Below are 14,952 nucleotides of genomic sequence, written 5' to 3'. Positions count from 1 at the left end.
GGCAGTATACGCGAAAAGCCCCGGCGCATCATACGATTCACCGGGGCTTAAGAGGTGCTGCTCTTCGCAGTTACAGCTGACTATGCAGCGTAAAACTCAGTAGGTCATTACAACCTTCACCGCATCCGTTACCGCTGATGAGTCCACAAAACCAATCGCTTTCGGATCAGCTGCAACGGCATCAATCACGGCAGCATCACTATCAAGAGATTTAGGCGGTACGCCTTTGCCTGTGAAGATCAGACGCGACCAATGCGACTTCATCTGAGGCTCGGACTTACCGACCGCAGCGCCCAGAAATTGCTGACGAACGTCCGACCCTTCTTTCTGGTCCAGAGGTTCTGCCTGCATATCGTTTGGAAACTTCGAGCTTTTGCCGAGATAAATTTTCTTAATATCAGCGTCTGAAATTCCAGCTTCATTTGATGGATGAACAATCACTGAAATTTCTGCGATGCTGGCGACAGAAAACAATGAGAGCAACACTGTGCTGAATACAACGCGTACACTTTTTACGATATTCATTAAATTGCTCCTCTATTAAAACATCAGGTCGACGCCGACACGTACGAGTGCTGGTGAAAACTCACGCTCGCCGGTGCCATCTTCAGGCTTTTGAGTGACATCATCCTGGGTATATTCGAACTTCAAGGCCGCCGCTGGGTGGTAGTCATACCGCAAGCTCACTGTCACCGCCGAAGACTCTTCGCCGGCACGGTAAATATCGGGAATCGCTCCAACCAATTGCTCGATGCCAGCCGCAGAGACATCATTAGTGGCGCCAGCAGCCGCAGCATTCATTGTGGCCTCGATGTTTTTGTCAGTCAGTACATCAATGGTGTCGTCATTGTTCAATGAGCTGTAATTTGCATACGTCAGACCCAATGTATAGGCATCCCAGCGGTAGCCGGTAAACACGTACCAGGCCTGTCGGTCACTCGAGGTCGGTGAGTCATCAATCATGATGCTGGCATACTCTGCCGCGGCGACCCAGGTTCCCCAGTCCCCCGACAGTCCGGCGCCCAGATAAGTCACTTCGTCTTCATCGACCGTCAACAGATCCAGTTCATCATCAGTCAGCGCCAGAGCAGGATTGATGGCTGCAAGCGTCTGGCCTATGCCATTACCGACGTCGTTGTAAGCAGAAATAGTCAGCTCTGATACGGTGTAAGTCAGGTGGAAAGTCAGCGCATCGTAGGTGAGATCCCAGAACAGACCGACTTGATTTTCATTGTCGATATCCAGATCTGTTTCACCAAAGTTCGTGGTCTGGCTTGTTGTACCAAATAAGAAATTCAAGCGTGAGGTAAAGTCGCCCAGATCCGTCAGGTGCTCGAACATCACACCATCAGTGTTCTCCAGGCCACCGAGGTTATACACCTCAGGAGGAGGCGTTACCCAGGAATAGGCATAGCCTACTTTCTGAAAATCAGAATACAGGAAGAATGGCACGCGCTGGCGGCCCATTTTGACACTCCACTCATCACTGATCTGATACTTAAGAAATGCCCAGCTCAGTTCTGCATCATAATCACTGCGCCCTTCTGCTGTGAGCTGAGCGGTCGCAGTCAGACCATCGCCAAGATCTGATGCGAACTGCAGACCAAACTGAGTGTCGTACTGGAAGTTACCGGTCTCACCGTACCCCCGGTAAAGCTCACCCGGAATTTCTTTGTTATCCAGAACGTTGCCATAGTAAAAAGATGCAAAACCGTTAATTCTCAGGTCACTGGCTGAGGCCGTGCTTGCAACCGCGGCAGCCAGAACTGTCAGGCCGCTTTTGCTCAGAGTGTGTAATTTCATTGGGTTACTCCGTATTCATCGTCCTCTAACCTTAGACCCTAAAACATGTCCCGCCAGGAATGATTCCTTCAACAACCTGACTTATATGACACCATTCAATAAATCGCACTAACGCCGGATAAGGCCTCTCAATTTTCTCGCCTGTCGCTGGCTGATCGGTATTTTCGTGTCTATTGTTTATTGACAGATTTAAACAAAGGTAAGCAGTCATGACCTGGTTCAGCCGACTTAGCGTGTTCCACAAAATTATGCTCATACTTGGGGTTTACGCGGTTTCCAGTGCAATCAACTTTACGATTGGCATCAAGGGCGTTAACGACACCAAGAGTTACATCGTTAACCTTGAAGAACGTATTTACGAATCCGTACAGCTGGCCACCCAAAACAGCTTTCTGTTGCAGCGTGCTGATGAAATGTTCACACAGTCGGTCACCGCCGGTGATCCTGAGATGCAAACATTAGGCGAGGAAACGGTTGGGAATCTTCTCAGCAATATCGACCGCTTACTCACCATCGACGCAGCCAATAAAGACATACTCAGCCAGATTAAAGTCAGTGCTGCAGAGTATCTCAGCGTATCCAGCAAACTGCTGAATAACCTGCTCAGCGATAACCCGGATTTCTCACAACTGCAAAGTTTCGGCTCGCAAAAATCCGATCTTCTGAGCGAGACCAATGCGCTGTTGAAGCAACACAAAGCAAACGTTGATATACAGTTCTCATCTGCAATAGATGGCGCGCTGTCGAGCAGCTCCCATACTCTGAACATGGTGACAGTGACCAATGTCGCATTTCTGATTTTGCTCAGCGTGTTGATTTTCTACATAGGTCGCCTGTTCAGTAATACGGTTAATTCAATGAAGAATTCTCTGGCCGGGCTGGCCGACGGCAGTGGTGACCTGAATACACGCCTGAAGGTTCAGACCGAAGACGAGCTGGGTGTCATGACCCGTAATTTCAATGCTTTCATGGATCGGCTGAATGACATCATACGCAAGGTCAAAGAGGTGGCTCCCGAGGTTGGCGATGCTGCCAATGCCATGAGTGGCAGCACAAACCACGTGCGCTCTGTCACCGAAAATATGAGCCATAAGGCTTCCGAGGCGACCTATGCTATGAATGAAATGGCGAAATCGATTGAGGAGGTCAGTCAGTCTGCCAGCGAAGCCAGTGGCGTGATGCAGGAGACCCGGGACGAGTCTGCCGAAAGCCTTAAGATCGTCGAGTCAACCATCAACAATTCACGCGAACTTAACTCGCAGATACTGGAAGCTTCTGAGAGAGTGGAACGACTGGTACGCGACACCGGCGATGTATCGACGATTCTTGATGTAATCTCTGCCATTGCCGAGCAAACAAACCTGCTGGCACTTAATGCTGCGATCGAAGCCGCACGTGCAGGCGAACAAGGGCGTGGCTTTGCAGTGGTAGCTGACGAGGTACGGGCACTCGCCTCAAGAACAGCCTCTGCGACGACGGAGATCCGTGATGTACTCGATCGTCTTGAATCTGCCGCCAATGAAACCGTTCAGTCAATGACCCTGGCGAAGACACAATCAGAACAGAATGAACAGAACGCCGAACAGACGGGCAAGCACATTTCGCAGATTAAGAGCCGGGTAGAAAGCGTGAGTTCGATGGGGCTGACGATCGCCGCAGCGACCGAAGAACAAACGGCTGTCGTAAGAGACACTCATACAAGTATCAGTGCCATGAACGACACCGTGAGCGAGATTCAGCGGTCATTCACTGAGCTTGCCCGCCTTGCGGAAAACCTTCAGGGCGCCGCCGGACACTTACAGGACTCGACGTCCAAGTTCCGCATCTGATCTGAAGTCGGTGGTGAAGATACGATCAAACGCACATTGATTACAAAATAATAAACACCTGTGCCGAGTAGTGACTAAACTTATGTCACTACTCGACGGTTCCGATTTCGGCAGGCAGCCATGGCTCACCCCCTAACAGATCAACAGATAAGCGACATTATGCAGGGCATCCGCGTGCCACCGCAGCCGCAGGTGTTGGTTGACCTACAGATGGAACAGATGTGCCCTGACCCGGACCCACTCAGCATCGCTAAACTGATCAGTCAGGATGTCGGCCTCACAGGTGCCATTCTTAAGGTCGTTAACTCAGCGGCTTATAGCCTGAGTTCACCAAGCACCTCCGTCGAGCACGCTGTGAACCTGATCGGCATCGACAGCGTCATCAACGTGATCAACGGTCTCGCTATCCGCAGCGAACTCAGTGATGCCAATATATTGCAGCTTAACCGCTTCTGGGATACCGCCACTGACATTGCAAACATCTCTGTTGATATCGCCCGCACCATCAATTTTGAACCTACTGACTGGGCCTATATGCTAGGGCTGTTCCACAACTGTGGCATTCCACTCATGATGATGAGGTTTGATAACTACTTTGACGTTATGGAAGAGTCATACGCGCACCCCGACAGACGTGTCGTTGATACCGAGAATGCCATCCTCAACACTAATCACGCAGTGATAGGGTATTACACGGCCAAATCATGGCGAGTGCCTAAACCCATCTGCGACGTCATTGCCGAGCACCATAACGCAACTCATTACTTCCGCCCGGAGAACACCAGCGACGATGAGCGCAAAACCCTATTAGGGATTCTGAAGCTGGCCGAACACATCTGCGGCAACTACCGCATTCTTGGGCAACAGGAAGAAGACCTGGAGTGGCAGGCATCAGGAAGCGAAATTCTTGCTCACCTCGGCCTTGGAGATTACGACGTCGAACAGCTGTCGCTCGCTTATGATGAAAGCGGTGTAGGCGCCCAGAACTATTGAAACGCCCAGAACTACTGAGGCAGCACGAGCAGCTTACTGTAACCCCATGGCTTTCATAACGACGTGCTGCTTCACTGGCATCACTTTATCGAACAGGCGCATTCCCTCGTTGCGCAACAAGCGGACCAGCGGCTGGTCAGACGCAAACAGACGCTTAAAGCCTTCCATTGCTGCCATGGTCGCCAGATTATCGGCCTGGCGGCGACGTTGATACCGGGCCAGTACCGCATCAGTGCCCGGAGACAGCCCTTTATCAAACGCTCTAAGAATCTCTTCAGATAAGACCTGAGCGTCTTTAAAGCCAAGATTCACGCCCTGACCAGCTAACGGGTGAATCGTATGTGCTGCATCACCCGCGACAACCACGCCGGCTTCGTAATACTGGGATGCGTGACGCTGACGCAATGGGAAGCGCTGTCGGCGTGATACTTCTGTGACTTGCCCCAACTTACCTTCAAAGGCATCTGTAAGCGCAGCGCAGAAGTCTTTATCGGACATCGCCAGCACCCTGTCTGCTTCTTCTGGCAATGTCGACCAGACGATAGAGGCAAGATGATCATCTGAATGCAACGGCAGAAACGCGAGCGGTCCTTCCGGACGGAAGCGTTGCCAGGCGGTCTGAGCAACGCTCTGCTCTGTACGCACAGTCGCGACGATCGCATGGTGACCATAATCCCATTCGCGGGTACTCATTCCAGCCATCTGACGCACGTTAGATAACGCACCATCCGCACCAACGAGTAGCCGTGTTGTAAGGATATTGCCATTCGCCAGAGTCACCGGAACCCAACCACCTTCATCTGGATTGTCGAAACTCTGTACTGCGGTCTGAAGACGTTCAATTGAGCGGGCAGACTCCGTGACTTGATTCAATGCTGCCAGCGTCTGGCGATTTTCAACAATATGTCCCAGCGCCGGAACGTGCAGGTCGGTCGCATTAAAGGTGACAGAGCCCGTCCCCTCTGCGTCCCAGACGTGCATGCGGGTATAACCGCTCAACACGTGATGCGGAATGCACTCCCAGGCACCAACATCTGTCAGGAACGCCTGCGACTGAGCGGTCAGTGCACTGACTCTCAGATCATAATCATGAACACCACTGCATTCACCAGCGGTTACTGGCTCAGATGGGTCTATCAAAGCAATACGGATATCATCAGCGCCCTTACTCAGAGCCGCGGCAATGGCTTGTCCAACCAGCCCCGCACCTACAATGGCAACATCAAACTGCATAGCAACTTACCCCAGTTTCGCGGCTGTATGACCCAGCCCCATAGCATGACGAGCAAATAAACGGCGGGCGACCGGTACAGCCGCCATCGTCAACAGACCGGCATCGCGAAGAAAAGCGATACCTGGTGCTTTACTGCCAAATATTCGCGGCAGAAGGTCGCTGGCGGTAATGGTGTTGCGCTGATCCGCCGACTGCTGTTGCAGGTAAGCCTCTAACACCTCGAGGCTACCAACATCCTGCCCCTTAAGAGCGGCCCGGTTCAGGTGTTCTGCGAGCACGGCGGCATCCCGTAACGTCAGGTTGAAACCCTGACCGGCGACCGGATGAAGACTGTGTGCAGCGTTACCCAGTAAGACCAGTGAGCGCCTGACCTGCTCGGAGGATTGCACCAGCGCCAGAGGGTAAGTCAGCCGTTCACCAATGGCGGATATCTTACCAACACGGTAACCGATACGGGCCTGCAACCGCTCAATCAGAACGTCGTCAGTCTGCGCCAGAACCTCATCAATTTCATCATCGTTAAGTGTCCAGACCACGGCATATTCGTCTTTGTTTAATGGCAAAAACGCAATAGGCCCATCACTGCTGAAGCGTTCATACGCCCAATGCTCATGCGGTTTGTCACATTTCACTTGAGTAACCAGTGCCTGTGCGCCGTACTCTTTACGACTTTGTTCAATACCCAGCTGACGCGGCAGAGGGGAGCGCCCACCATCGGCCATAATCAGAAGCTTTGTAGTCAACGTGTGCCCATCATCCAGCTTCAGTTCGGCACCTTCTGCCGTCATACGGACATGTTCCGCACTGTTCGGAGCCATCACTTTCAGGCTTTCTGAGGCACTCAGCCCAGACAACAGACCTTGCCCAAGACGATGGTTCTCAATGATATAACCGAGCGCTTCGGTGTTCTGTTCATCCGCATGCAATTGCGCCTGACCAAAGCGACCCTCATCACTGACCTGAATATGATCAATAGGACAGGCGTAGGGGGCGATGCTACTCCAGATATCTAACTCTTCGAGTATCTGCCGTGTTCCCCACGAGAGTGCCGTTGCCCGGCCATCGAATGATGGGGGCCGGTCACTGTGGTCGTTATCCCAGCTAAGCGGCTGACGATCTATCAGCGCGATACTCAGACCGGCGGCGCGCGCAGGCGCGAGCAGGTGAACCAGACTGGCTCCCGCCATACCAGCACCAAGAATCGTAATATCTGCGTTCAGTTTTTCTGCGGTCATGGCCTCAGGCACTCATCAAGGCTTCAATATCTGCGATCTCTTTAACGACATCTTTGGTCAGAACATCGCAACCGTCTTTGGTCACCACGACATCATCTTCGATACGGATGCCGATACCCCGCCACTTCTCATCAACAGACTCATCGTCCGGCGCGACATAAATACCTGGTTCAATGGTCAGTACCATGCCCGGGGCCAACGTTCGCCATTCGCCATCAACGCGATATTCGCCAACGTCGTGCACATCCATGCCAAGCCAGTGCCCGGTCTTATGCATGTAGAACTGGCGGTACGCGAGGGATTCAATCAACTCATCGACCTCACCACTCAACAGTCCAAGCTCTACCAGCCCCGCCGTCAGAACCTTAACTGCAGCCTCATGAGGTTGGTTCCAGTGGTTACCGGGCTTCGTCGCCTCAATCGCTGCGTACTGTGCATCAAGCACCAGTTGATACAGCGCCCGCTGTGGCTCACTGAAACGGCCGTTGGATGGAAAAGTACGGGTGATATCAGAGGCGTAATAGTCCAGCTCACAACCGGCATCAATAAGTACCAGTTCACCGTCCTCAATGACGTCGTCATTGCGCGTGTAATGGAGAATACAGCCGTTATCGCCAGAACCCACAATCGAGGGATAGGCAGGCCAGCGACTGCCTGCCGCCATAAAGATCTGCATCATCTCAGCTTCAAGTTGGTATTCACGCATCCCCGGGCGCACGGTCTGCATCGCGCGGGTATGTGCTTCGGCACTGATTTCAGCCGCATGACGCATAACAGCGACCTCGGCGTCCGATTTAATCACACGCTGCTCATGCAGCAGATGATCCAGCGCACTGAATTCGTGAGGAGGCGTTGCACCGCTTCGCACCTGCGCACGAATATGATTGACCCATTGCATCAGCTGCCGGTCGAACTCAGGGCTCGTCCCCAGGTTCGCATAAATACGATCACAGCCTTCGATCAGCCCCGGAAGAATGTCGTCAATATCCGTCACCGGGAATGCATCGTCACAGCCTAGAACCTCAGGCGCCGCTTCCGGGCCAACACGACGTCCGGTCCAGATTTCCTGCTCTTTGATTTTTTCCTGACAGAACATCACGTATTCGCCATGTTCACGCCCTGGAATAAGCACCAGCACCGAATGCTCTTCATCAAAGCCACTCAGATAATAGAAATCGCTGTCCTGGCGGAAAGGATGTTCAACATCACGGTTGCGCACGGTGACGGGCGCAGAAGCCAGAATCGCGATGCTGTTCGGGCTCATTTTCTCCATTAACGCCTTACGACGTTTTGCATACTCGGCAGAATCCAGCTTGATCATAGTGATCTCTCTCAGCATCTTGTGTGCGTTGCTATCGTGAATATCCAGATTGATTTTCTGTCTCGCAAATCAGTGCAGTGTTTTCTGGGTGGCACCTGCAGGCGGCTGCTGGGGTTGGTTGTACGCATAAAACACTGTCAAAGCTGCAACACGGGCGTGTTCTGCCAGTTCATTCAGCAGCTGTACGTTTTCAGGGTCGTTAACGTCGTCAACCTGCGCCTGTGAGAAGGCGTCCAGGTCCTGCAGTACTTCCATCACATCTTTATCAGGGCGCCCGGTAATTTTGCCAGAAGCCCCCAGGCCATCAAGGAAACCCTTGCTCCACTGTGCCAGGCATTCAACCTGCTCATCGACGTCCGCTTCTTCATCGTCGGGCAGCAGAACCTGATACGCCATATCTTCAGCGCCAAGGGTGTCGACAACGTCTGCGTAGAACCCAACAAGTAGGGGGCGCAGCCCTTCCGAAACCTCTTCAATCTCAAGGTAATCGGCAGCTTCCTGAAGCCAGTTGTCAGTCGTAAGGCGAGCACCTGCAGAGAGAAAACCCGTTAACCAGCCATGCAATGCCGACGGCGATTGAAAGCATTTATCGTCTTCCCACTGGTCGGCGAGTTCGGGATAATTCAGTGCCATAAGAACCTCAGAAACAGTTTATGGTCAGATTGTACCACTTGGGGCGACCTGAGTAAGAAGATGCGTCCCAAAACCGGGGCCGCACGTTGACCATTTGCCCGACTGCCTCTTATAGTACCCACTATCTGGCAGCCCTGTGCCCGACAATAAATAAGGTGACGGACCGCGATGCAAGAGGCCGAGATTCAAGCACTACTACAGAAGATCGAGAAACTGCTCGATATTCATGAAGATCTGCGCGAGCAGAATAAGGGCATGCGCAATGCCGAAGCCGCCTGGCAGGCAGAGCGTGCGAAGCTGATTCAACAGAATGAAATCGCGCGCCGCAAAGTCTCTGAAATGATCACCCGCCTGCAGACTCTGGAGCGTAACAGTGGCTAAGACCCCAAATACCGTATCCCTGACTATCATGGAGCGCGAATATCGCATCAACTGCCCAGAAGGTGCTGAGAGCGAACTGCGCGAGGCTGCGAATTATCTGAACGACAAGATGCACGAAATTCGTGAGGCCAGTTCGAAAGCCGGCAAGGTATTAGGCGCTGACCGCATCGCTGTCATTGCAGCCTTAAACATCACTCACCAGCTGCGCGAAGCAGAGAACGGCCAGGTGCAGGTTAACAGCGACATCGAGCGACTGAACAAGCGTGTCGACGCCCTTCTCGAAGAAGACTCGCAACTCGAGCTGTAACCCTTTCGCTGCAGAAAAATAGTGTTTTTCTGCAGCACTTCACAAATTCTCACCTGGTTTTCCGTGACATCCGCCCCCTGCTCTTTGCTATACTTCAAATGCTCCCTGGAGTGCCTGGTCGGTAAAGACCTCGAGCCGATGCTTATTACCCAGGAGGGTTTCTCTCGTTGTTGTGAGCATGTCCGGCATGACCGGAAAGCCTGATTCGATGACCGAACCCCCCACCTTGAACCATAGGGTTCAAGGGCTTTATCCGACATAAGGGCGCACCAGGGAGCTTTTCTTTTCTGGAAGCCTCTCCGTGAACAAGCAAGAACTCCGTAAACTGATCCGCAAAAAGCGCCGTGCCCTGACACCTGCGCAACGTCATAAAGCTGGCCGTGGCCTGACACGAAGCCTACACCACAGTACTCAGTACCTGAGCGCTAACCGGGTGGCTCTTTACCTGAGCAATGATGGTGAAATTGATCCGCACTGGGCCATCGAAGATTTGTGGAAACGGGGAAAAGAAGTTTACCTGCCAGTACTGCACCCTCTGCGCAAAGGCTGTCTGACATTTATACGGTACCAACCTGAGACGCCCATGCGTCGTAACCGGTTTGGCATATCAGAACCAGACTTCCGCCGGGGTACTCATGTACCAGCGCGCTTTCTCAGCATGATTGGTCTGCCGCTGGTTGCATTTGATGAGCGCGGCAATCGTCTGGGGATGGGCGGCGGCTTTTACGACCGCACGCTGGCATTCAGCCGCCGACCAGGCCAGAAACCCGCCCTGATTGGTTGTGCGTACGCTTTTCAGGAGATCAGAATGCTGCCTGCCGAGTCATGGGACATCCCACTGCAGTTTATAGCAACAGAGAAAGGGATAACGTCCCTTTCGAATTAACCGATACCCACAGATACCAGCCGCCGTTATTCAGCGGATACTCGCTTCTGAGGCTAGCACCGTTGGATCGCGGCGCTCTTCAGCGGCGATACTGGTGACGGCAGAACCAATAATGGCGAGGAGTGAGAGAAATATAAGTACATCTGGCTTTCTCATTACTCAGTGTTCCCAATTTTAAGCTGTTATTCTTACTTGAGGAGTCATCGGTTATGACCCGTGCTCCCCATTATTTTTTATCATTGCGGCCGAAATTAGACGTTCATCGTCTATAGCAACCAAAGGCGCATTTAGCCCTAAGCAATCAGCGAGCCAAGATAAGGCGCTATTATGAAATTCTGGTTACTCAAATCCGAGCCGGACGCATTCTCCTACAACGACCTGGAGAACGCCCTAAACAAGGGCACAGTATGGGATGGTGTGCGTAATTATCAAGCCCGTAACATCCTCAGAGACGACATAAACGTGGGTGATAAAGCATTTTTTTACCATTCCAGCTGCAAAGAGCCCGGAATCGTCGGAATCTGCGCGATCACTGAGACGGGTATCGTTGACCCGAGTTCCCTCGATCCAGCATCAAAGTATTATGATCCGAAGTCGTCACCGGACAATCCACGCTGGATAACAATTAATGTCGTGGCTGATCGTGCCCTGAAGCGGGTCATCACGTTGAAAGAGCTGCGCCAGCATGAAGCACTGAGTGAAATGGTGTTACTGAATCGCGGACGGCTATCCGTGCAGCCCGTATCAGAAAGTGAGTGGGAATATATTCTGGGGTTGGAGTAACCGTTCGGGCTTACAACAACCTGGCTGAGAGTATTTTCTGGCCGTGTGCAGCATGGATGCTGCACCCGAGCCTACAGGGATGTATTTACGGCGAGGCAGAAAATACTCTCAGCCAGGTTGCTGTAACTGCGTCAGCGCCCCCTCGATACTAAGCCGCAGAAACCGGTGTATTCAGGGTCTGTTTTAAGCGCTCAGTTATCCGCTGATACATATCCGCCCGCTTATCCCGTGACTCGTTCACCAAGTGATGGCGGCCGTCTTCAAGAATAAACAACTCGCGAGCAGTAAACTTAGCTTCCAGCACCTTCATATTGTGGCGCCAGTCGACGGTGCCGTCGTTATCCCCTTGCACAACAAACAAATTCACATCGGTTGCAGGCTGAGCCTCGATAAAGCGCATCCAACGGATCAATGCACCTACCCACTGCACACTCAGATAGAGCGACTGGAGCGGATCTTGTGAGCGGACGAAATCGAGAAACTCTTCATCAGACGATGAATCGCCATGCTTACGCTTCATCTGTTTCATAAACAGACTTACTACAGGGTGAAAGATAATACCCTTGCGCCAGCCGACAGGACGCACCAGAGGTGCAAGCAGAATCACATCCTTGAACGGACAGTCGTTGACTGTGAAACCGCGTTTAAGCAGATAATTAATCAGGATGGCTCCGCCGGTGCTCTGGCCAAATGCCACCAGATTAGAAGCTGGCCCTTCATCCATGTTCTCAGTGACCTGATCCATCAACCCACTGAATACCGCATCGTATTCCTGAAAATCCCGAATCGTCGCCTGCTCACCGCTCGACAGTCCGTGCCCCGGCAAATCAAAGGCAATCACGTTTAACTGCTGACGCAGACAGTAATCAATCAGCGAACCGTACAGCCCAAGATGGTCATAGTAACCATGAATGATTACCGCCGTGCCACGTGCATTCGGGCACATCCAGCGTTGAACAACAATCTGAAATTCCGCGATATTGAGGTAACCCGCCTGATGAGAAAGGGCCTCGGCCGAATCTTCAAAATTTAGGTGGTAATGTGCGCTGTAGGCACTCAGCTCCGGGCCGGGATCGGCATCAGGCAGTAACCAGTCAAATTCTTTCAGCTCAGCGACAACTGATTCACGGCTCCAGCTCATAAGTGGCCTGATGATCCTGTTGAGTAGTTTAACTTTGAGATCAAGTATAGAGGGGGATTGCGGGGTTTAAAACGATGTTTTCATACCCCGCAGGTCGCGTGTTCTCAGCCCGTATGTACCGCACCACGTGCGGCGTGCAGTTTCCTGTAGCTTTCGACTAAGCGCAGGTGCTTATCCAGACCATCGAGGCGATTATTGGTTGGCGTCAGGCCATAGAAGCGAACAGTACCTGCGATAGAGCCCAACACTGCATCCATGCGCGCATTGCCAAACATGCGACGGAAGTTGTGTTCGTATTCACTGATGTCCATATCGTCAGCGAGTGTCACCTCAAGGGCGACATCCATTGCCTGATAGAAAAGGCCTCGCTCGACGGTATTGTCGTTATATTGGAGGAATGTTTCCGTAAACTCTTTCGCTTCTTCTAAACGTCCAAGTGCAAGACACAGCAGAAGCTTTAACTCCAGAATCGTCAGTTGGCCCCACACCGTATTTTCATCAAACTCAACGCCAATCAGGGTAATAATATCGGTGTAATTATCCAGCTCACTTTCTTCGAGACGTTCGAGTAAGGCATCAAGTTCGTCGTCAGAGCGCGAATGGATATTCAGAATATCGTCTCTGAAAAATAATGATTTATTGGTGTTATCCCAGATTAAATCTTCAACTGGATAGACCTCAGAAAAGTCGGGCACCAGAATACGAACAGCGGGCACGCCCAGTTCGGTATAGGTTGCCATATACGCCTCTTTTCCAAGATCTTTAAGCAGATCAAACAGTGCGCTCGACTCTTCTTTAGTTGAGAGAGTGCCGCCCGCGGTGAAATCCCAATCTACAAAATCAAAGTCAGCCTTATTGCTGAAAAAGCGCCAGGAAACGACACCCGTCGAATCAATAAAATGTTCGACGAAGTTATTTGGTTCGGTTACTGCCAGAGACTCGAATGTCGGCTTAGGTACATCGTTCATGCCTTCAAAGCTGCGGCCCTGCATCAGCTCAGTCACACAACGCTCCAGTGCCACTTCAAAATCCGGGTGAGCACCAAACGAGGCGAAGACACCGCCGGTTCTCGGGTTCATCAGGGTCACACACATCACCGGAAACTGACCACCCAGCGAAGCGTCTTTCACCAGAATAGGAAAGCCCTGCTCTTCGAGGCCCTTAACACCTTCTACGATATTCGGATAACGACTCAGAACCTCTTCAGGCACATCAGGCAGGGCCAGTTCGCCCTCCAGGATTTCGCGTTTTACAGCGCGCTCAAATATTTCAGACAAGCACTGAACCTGCGCCTCTTCGATGGTATTGCCTGCGCTCATACCATTACTGAGAAACAGGTTCTCAATCAGGTTAGATGGGAAATACACCGTCTCACCATCAGACTGACGAACATAGGGCAAAGAACACACTCCCCGTTCGATGTTGCCCGAGTTCGTATCGATTAAGTGAGAGCCACAAAGCTCACCATCCGGGTTATAAATTTCGAGACAGTATTCATCAAGAATACCTTCGGGCAACTCATCTGCCGGGCCGGGCTGGAACCATTTTTCGTTCGGATAATGCACGAACTCTGCATTAGCAATCTCCTCACCGAAGTACTGATCGTTGTAAAAGAAATTGCAGTTAAGACGCTCCATAAACTCGCCCAATGCGGATGCCAGCGCTGCATCTTTGGTCGCACCTTTACCATTGGTAAAGCACATCTGAGAATCCGCATCACGGATATTCAGCGACCACACATTCGGCACGATATTGCGCCATGATGTGACCTCAATTCGCATACCAAGATCCGCCAGCAGGCCCGTCATCTTCGCAATAGTCTGCTCCAGCGGGAGGTCCTTACCGGTAATGTGGGTACCTTCACCCGCCAGTTCAGGGACATCAAGCAGCGCCTGCGCATCATCATCGAGGTTCTCAACCACATTGATCTGGAAGTCCGGCCCGGTCTGAACGACCTTTTTCACCGTACAGCGATCAATCGAGCGGATAATCCCGGTGCGATCTTTTTCTGAGATATCTTCCGGCAGCTCAACATCAATCTTAAAAATCTGGTTATAACGGTTTTCCGGGTCAACGATGTTGTTCTGGGAAAGGCGGATATTTTCGGTAGGGATATCTCGGGCGTTGCAGTAGACCTTCACGAAGTAGGCCGCACAGAGCGCCGACGATGCCAGAAAATAATCAAACGGCCCAGGCGCCGAGCCATCGCCCTTGTAACGAATCGGCTGATCAGCGATTACGCTGAAGTCATCGAACTTGGCTTCGAGGCGGAGGTTATCGAGAAAGTTGACCTTGATCTGCATGGTAGCGCACCGGGAAAGAGTATCTGTGCGCCATTATCCAGTTTTGAGGGGGTGTGTCGCGGTTGGTTGAATTACAGACACAAAAAAGGGCCGCTAAAGCGAC

Annotated in this window: 15 protein-coding genes and 1 other RNA gene; 7 read left to right on the top strand and 9 right to left on the bottom strand. The window is 51.9% G+C overall.

Annotated elements, in window-relative coordinates; all coding sequences use genetic code 11:
• Nucleotides 1–96: 96 nt before the first annotated feature.
• Both B2R29_RS11285 and B2R29_RS11280 read right to left on the bottom strand, forming a co-directional pair.
• Complete coding sequence (locus B2R29_RS11285) at nucleotides 97–525, bottom strand: phosphate ABC transporter substrate-binding protein (RefSeq protein WP_301181158.1); 429 nt, start codon at nucleotides 523–525, stop codon at nucleotides 97–99.
• Between the two features lie 15 nt (nucleotides 526–540).
• Nucleotides 541–1,803 (bottom strand): porin, encoded by a 1,263-nt coding sequence (locus tag B2R29_RS11280; protein WP_301181157.1) that lies wholly within the window; start codon nucleotides 1,801–1,803, stop codon nucleotides 541–543.
• A gap of 209 nt (nucleotides 1,804–2,012) precedes the next feature.
• Between B2R29_RS11280 and B2R29_RS11275 the strand changes: the two genes are divergently transcribed.
• Together B2R29_RS11275 and B2R29_RS11270 are read left to right on the top strand one after the other, a co-directional pair.
• Nucleotides 2,013–3,632 carry a methyl-accepting chemotaxis protein gene (locus B2R29_RS11275; RefSeq protein WP_301181156.1) on the top strand — a complete coding sequence of 540 codons (1,620 nt, stop codon included), beginning with the start codon at nucleotides 2,013–2,015 and terminating at the stop codon, nucleotides 3,630–3,632.
• 120 nt (nucleotides 3,633–3,752) lie between these two features.
• Entirely contained in the window at nucleotides 3,753–4,625 is an 873-nt protein-coding gene (locus tag B2R29_RS11270) for an HDOD domain-containing protein (RefSeq protein WP_301181155.1), read from the top strand.
• 33 nt (nucleotides 4,626–4,658) lie between these two features.
• On the opposite strand, the gene B2R29_RS11265 is transcribed toward B2R29_RS11270, so the two are convergent.
• The 4 genes from B2R29_RS11265 to B2R29_RS11250 all read right to left on the bottom strand — a co-directional run bounded on the left by B2R29_RS11265 (nucleotide 4,659) and on the right by B2R29_RS11250 (nucleotide 9,048).
• On the bottom strand, nucleotides 4,659–5,858 hold the full coding sequence (locus B2R29_RS11265) for a UbiH/UbiF/VisC/COQ6 family ubiquinone biosynthesis hydroxylase (protein WP_301181154.1): 1,200 nt from the start codon (nucleotides 5,856–5,858) through the stop codon (nucleotides 4,659–4,661).
• Between the two features lie 6 nt (nucleotides 5,859–5,864).
• Complete coding sequence (gene ubiH / locus B2R29_RS11260) at nucleotides 5,865–7,094, bottom strand: 2-octaprenyl-6-methoxyphenyl hydroxylase (RefSeq protein ID WP_301181153.1); 1,230 nt, start codon at nucleotides 7,092–7,094, stop codon at nucleotides 5,865–5,867.
• Nucleotides 7,095–7,098: 4 nt separating this feature from the next.
• Nucleotides 7,099–8,415, bottom strand: a complete 1,317-nt coding sequence (pepP, locus tag B2R29_RS11255; protein WP_301181152.1) for a Xaa-Pro aminopeptidase — start codon at nucleotides 8,413–8,415, stop codon at nucleotides 7,099–7,101.
• Nucleotides 8,416–8,484: 69 nt separating this feature from the next.
• Nucleotides 8,485–9,048 (bottom strand): UPF0149 family protein, encoded by a 564-nt coding sequence (locus tag B2R29_RS11250; protein WP_068436767.1) that lies wholly within the window; start codon nucleotides 9,046–9,048, stop codon nucleotides 8,485–8,487.
• A 168-nt stretch (nucleotides 9,049–9,216) separates the two neighbouring features.
• Here B2R29_RS11250 and B2R29_RS11245 point away from each other — a divergent pair, with 168 nt between their 5' ends.
• The 4 genes from B2R29_RS11245 to B2R29_RS11230 all read left to right on the top strand — a co-directional run bounded on the left by B2R29_RS11245 (nucleotide 9,217) and on the right by B2R29_RS11230 (nucleotide 10,622).
• Complete coding sequence (locus B2R29_RS11245; RefSeq protein WP_068436765.1) at nucleotides 9,217–9,429, top strand: TIGR02449 family protein; 213 nt, start codon at nucleotides 9,217–9,219, stop codon at nucleotides 9,427–9,429.
• Complete coding sequence (locus tag B2R29_RS11240) at nucleotides 9,422–9,736, top strand: cell division protein ZapA (RefSeq protein ID WP_217693562.1); 315 nt, start codon at nucleotides 9,422–9,424, stop codon at nucleotides 9,734–9,736. The genes B2R29_RS11245 and B2R29_RS11240 overlap by 8 nt, the downstream gene beginning before the upstream one ends.
• Nucleotides 9,737–9,835: 99 nt before the next feature.
• Nucleotides 9,836–10,016, top strand: a non-coding RNA gene (ssrS, locus tag B2R29_RS11235) — 6S RNA.
• Nucleotides 10,017–10,037: 21 nt separating this feature from the next.
• Nucleotides 10,038–10,622, top strand: coding sequence for a 5-formyltetrahydrofolate cyclo-ligase (locus B2R29_RS11230; RefSeq protein WP_068436288.1), 585 nt, complete (start codon nucleotides 10,038–10,040; stop codon nucleotides 10,620–10,622).
• A gap of 30 nt (nucleotides 10,623–10,652) precedes the next feature.
• Here B2R29_RS11230 and B2R29_RS11225 read toward each other — a convergent pair whose 3' ends face one another.
• Nucleotides 10,653–10,778 carry a hypothetical protein gene (locus B2R29_RS11225; protein WP_273089454.1) on the bottom strand — a complete coding sequence of 42 codons (126 nt, stop codon included), beginning with the start codon at nucleotides 10,776–10,778 and terminating at the stop codon, nucleotides 10,653–10,655.
• Nucleotides 10,779–10,949: 171 nt separating this feature from the next.
• Between B2R29_RS11225 and B2R29_RS11220 the strand changes: the two genes are divergently transcribed.
• Nucleotides 10,950–11,405 carry an EVE domain-containing protein gene (locus tag B2R29_RS11220; protein WP_301181151.1) on the top strand — a complete coding sequence of 152 codons (456 nt, stop codon included), beginning with the start codon at nucleotides 10,950–10,952 and terminating at the stop codon, nucleotides 11,403–11,405.
• A gap of 148 nt (nucleotides 11,406–11,553) precedes the next feature.
• Here B2R29_RS11220 and B2R29_RS11215 read toward each other — a convergent pair whose 3' ends face one another.
• Entirely contained in the window at nucleotides 11,554–12,546 is a 993-nt protein-coding gene (locus tag B2R29_RS11215; protein ID WP_301181150.1) for an alpha/beta hydrolase, read from the bottom strand.
• 104 nt (nucleotides 12,547–12,650) lie between these two features.
• Complete coding sequence (locus tag B2R29_RS11210; protein WP_301181149.1) at nucleotides 12,651–14,849, bottom strand: OsmC domain/YcaO domain-containing protein; 2,199 nt, start codon at nucleotides 14,847–14,849, stop codon at nucleotides 12,651–12,653.
• Nucleotides 14,850–14,952 lie beyond the last annotated feature (103 nt).

Source organism: Thalassolituus sp. UBA3500 (assembly GCF_002377545.1).
Lineage (GTDB): Bacteria > Pseudomonadota > Gammaproteobacteria > Pseudomonadales > Oceanobacteraceae > Thalassolituus.
This window is presented reverse-complemented; position numbering and strand designations above follow the sequence as displayed.

What these genes read in the sequence shown, in the direction of transcription:
- B2R29_RS11210 (WP_301181149.1), bottom strand. Translation starts at nt 14,849, where the DNA reads ATGCAGATCAAGGTCAACTTTCTCGATAACCTCCGCCTCGAAGCCAAG.
- B2R29_RS11245 (WP_068436765.1), top strand. Translation starts at nt 9,217, where the DNA reads ATGCAAGAGGCCGAGATTCAAGCACTACTACAGAAGATCGAGAAACTG.
- B2R29_RS11250 (WP_068436767.1), bottom strand. Translation starts at nt 9,048, where the DNA reads ATGGCACTGAATTATCCCGAACTCGCCGACCAGTGGGAAGACGATAAA.
- ubiH (WP_301181153.1), bottom strand. Translation starts at nt 7,094, where the DNA reads ATGACCGCAGAAAAACTGAACGCAGATATTACGATTCTTGGTGCTGGT.
- pepP (WP_301181152.1), bottom strand. Translation starts at nt 8,415, where the DNA reads ATGATCAAGCTGGATTCTGCCGAGTATGCAAAACGTCGTAAGGCGTTA.
- B2R29_RS11270 (WP_301181155.1), top strand. Translation starts at nt 3,753, where the DNA reads ATGGCTCACCCCCTAACAGATCAACAGATAAGCGACATTATGCAGGGC.
- B2R29_RS11285 (WP_301181158.1), bottom strand. Translation starts at nt 525, where the DNA reads ATGAATATCGTAAAAAGTGTACGCGTTGTATTCAGCACAGTGTTGCTC.
- B2R29_RS11265 (WP_301181154.1), bottom strand. Translation starts at nt 5,858, where the DNA reads ATGCAGTTTGATGTTGCCATTGTAGGTGCGGGGCTGGTTGGACAAGCC.
- B2R29_RS11220 (WP_301181151.1), top strand. Translation starts at nt 10,950, where the DNA reads ATGAAATTCTGGTTACTCAAATCCGAGCCGGACGCATTCTCCTACAAC.
- B2R29_RS11275 (WP_301181156.1), top strand. Translation starts at nt 2,013, where the DNA reads ATGACCTGGTTCAGCCGACTTAGCGTGTTCCACAAAATTATGCTCATA.
- B2R29_RS11280 (WP_301181157.1), bottom strand. Translation starts at nt 1,803, where the DNA reads ATGAAATTACACACTCTGAGCAAAAGCGGCCTGACAGTTCTGGCTGCC.
- B2R29_RS11225 (WP_273089454.1), bottom strand. Translation starts at nt 10,778, where the DNA reads ATGAGAAAGCCAGATGTACTTATATTTCTCTCACTCCTCGCCATTATT.
- B2R29_RS11215 (WP_301181150.1), bottom strand. Translation starts at nt 12,546, where the DNA reads ATGAGCTGGAGCCGTGAATCAGTTGTCGCTGAGCTGAAAGAATTTGAC.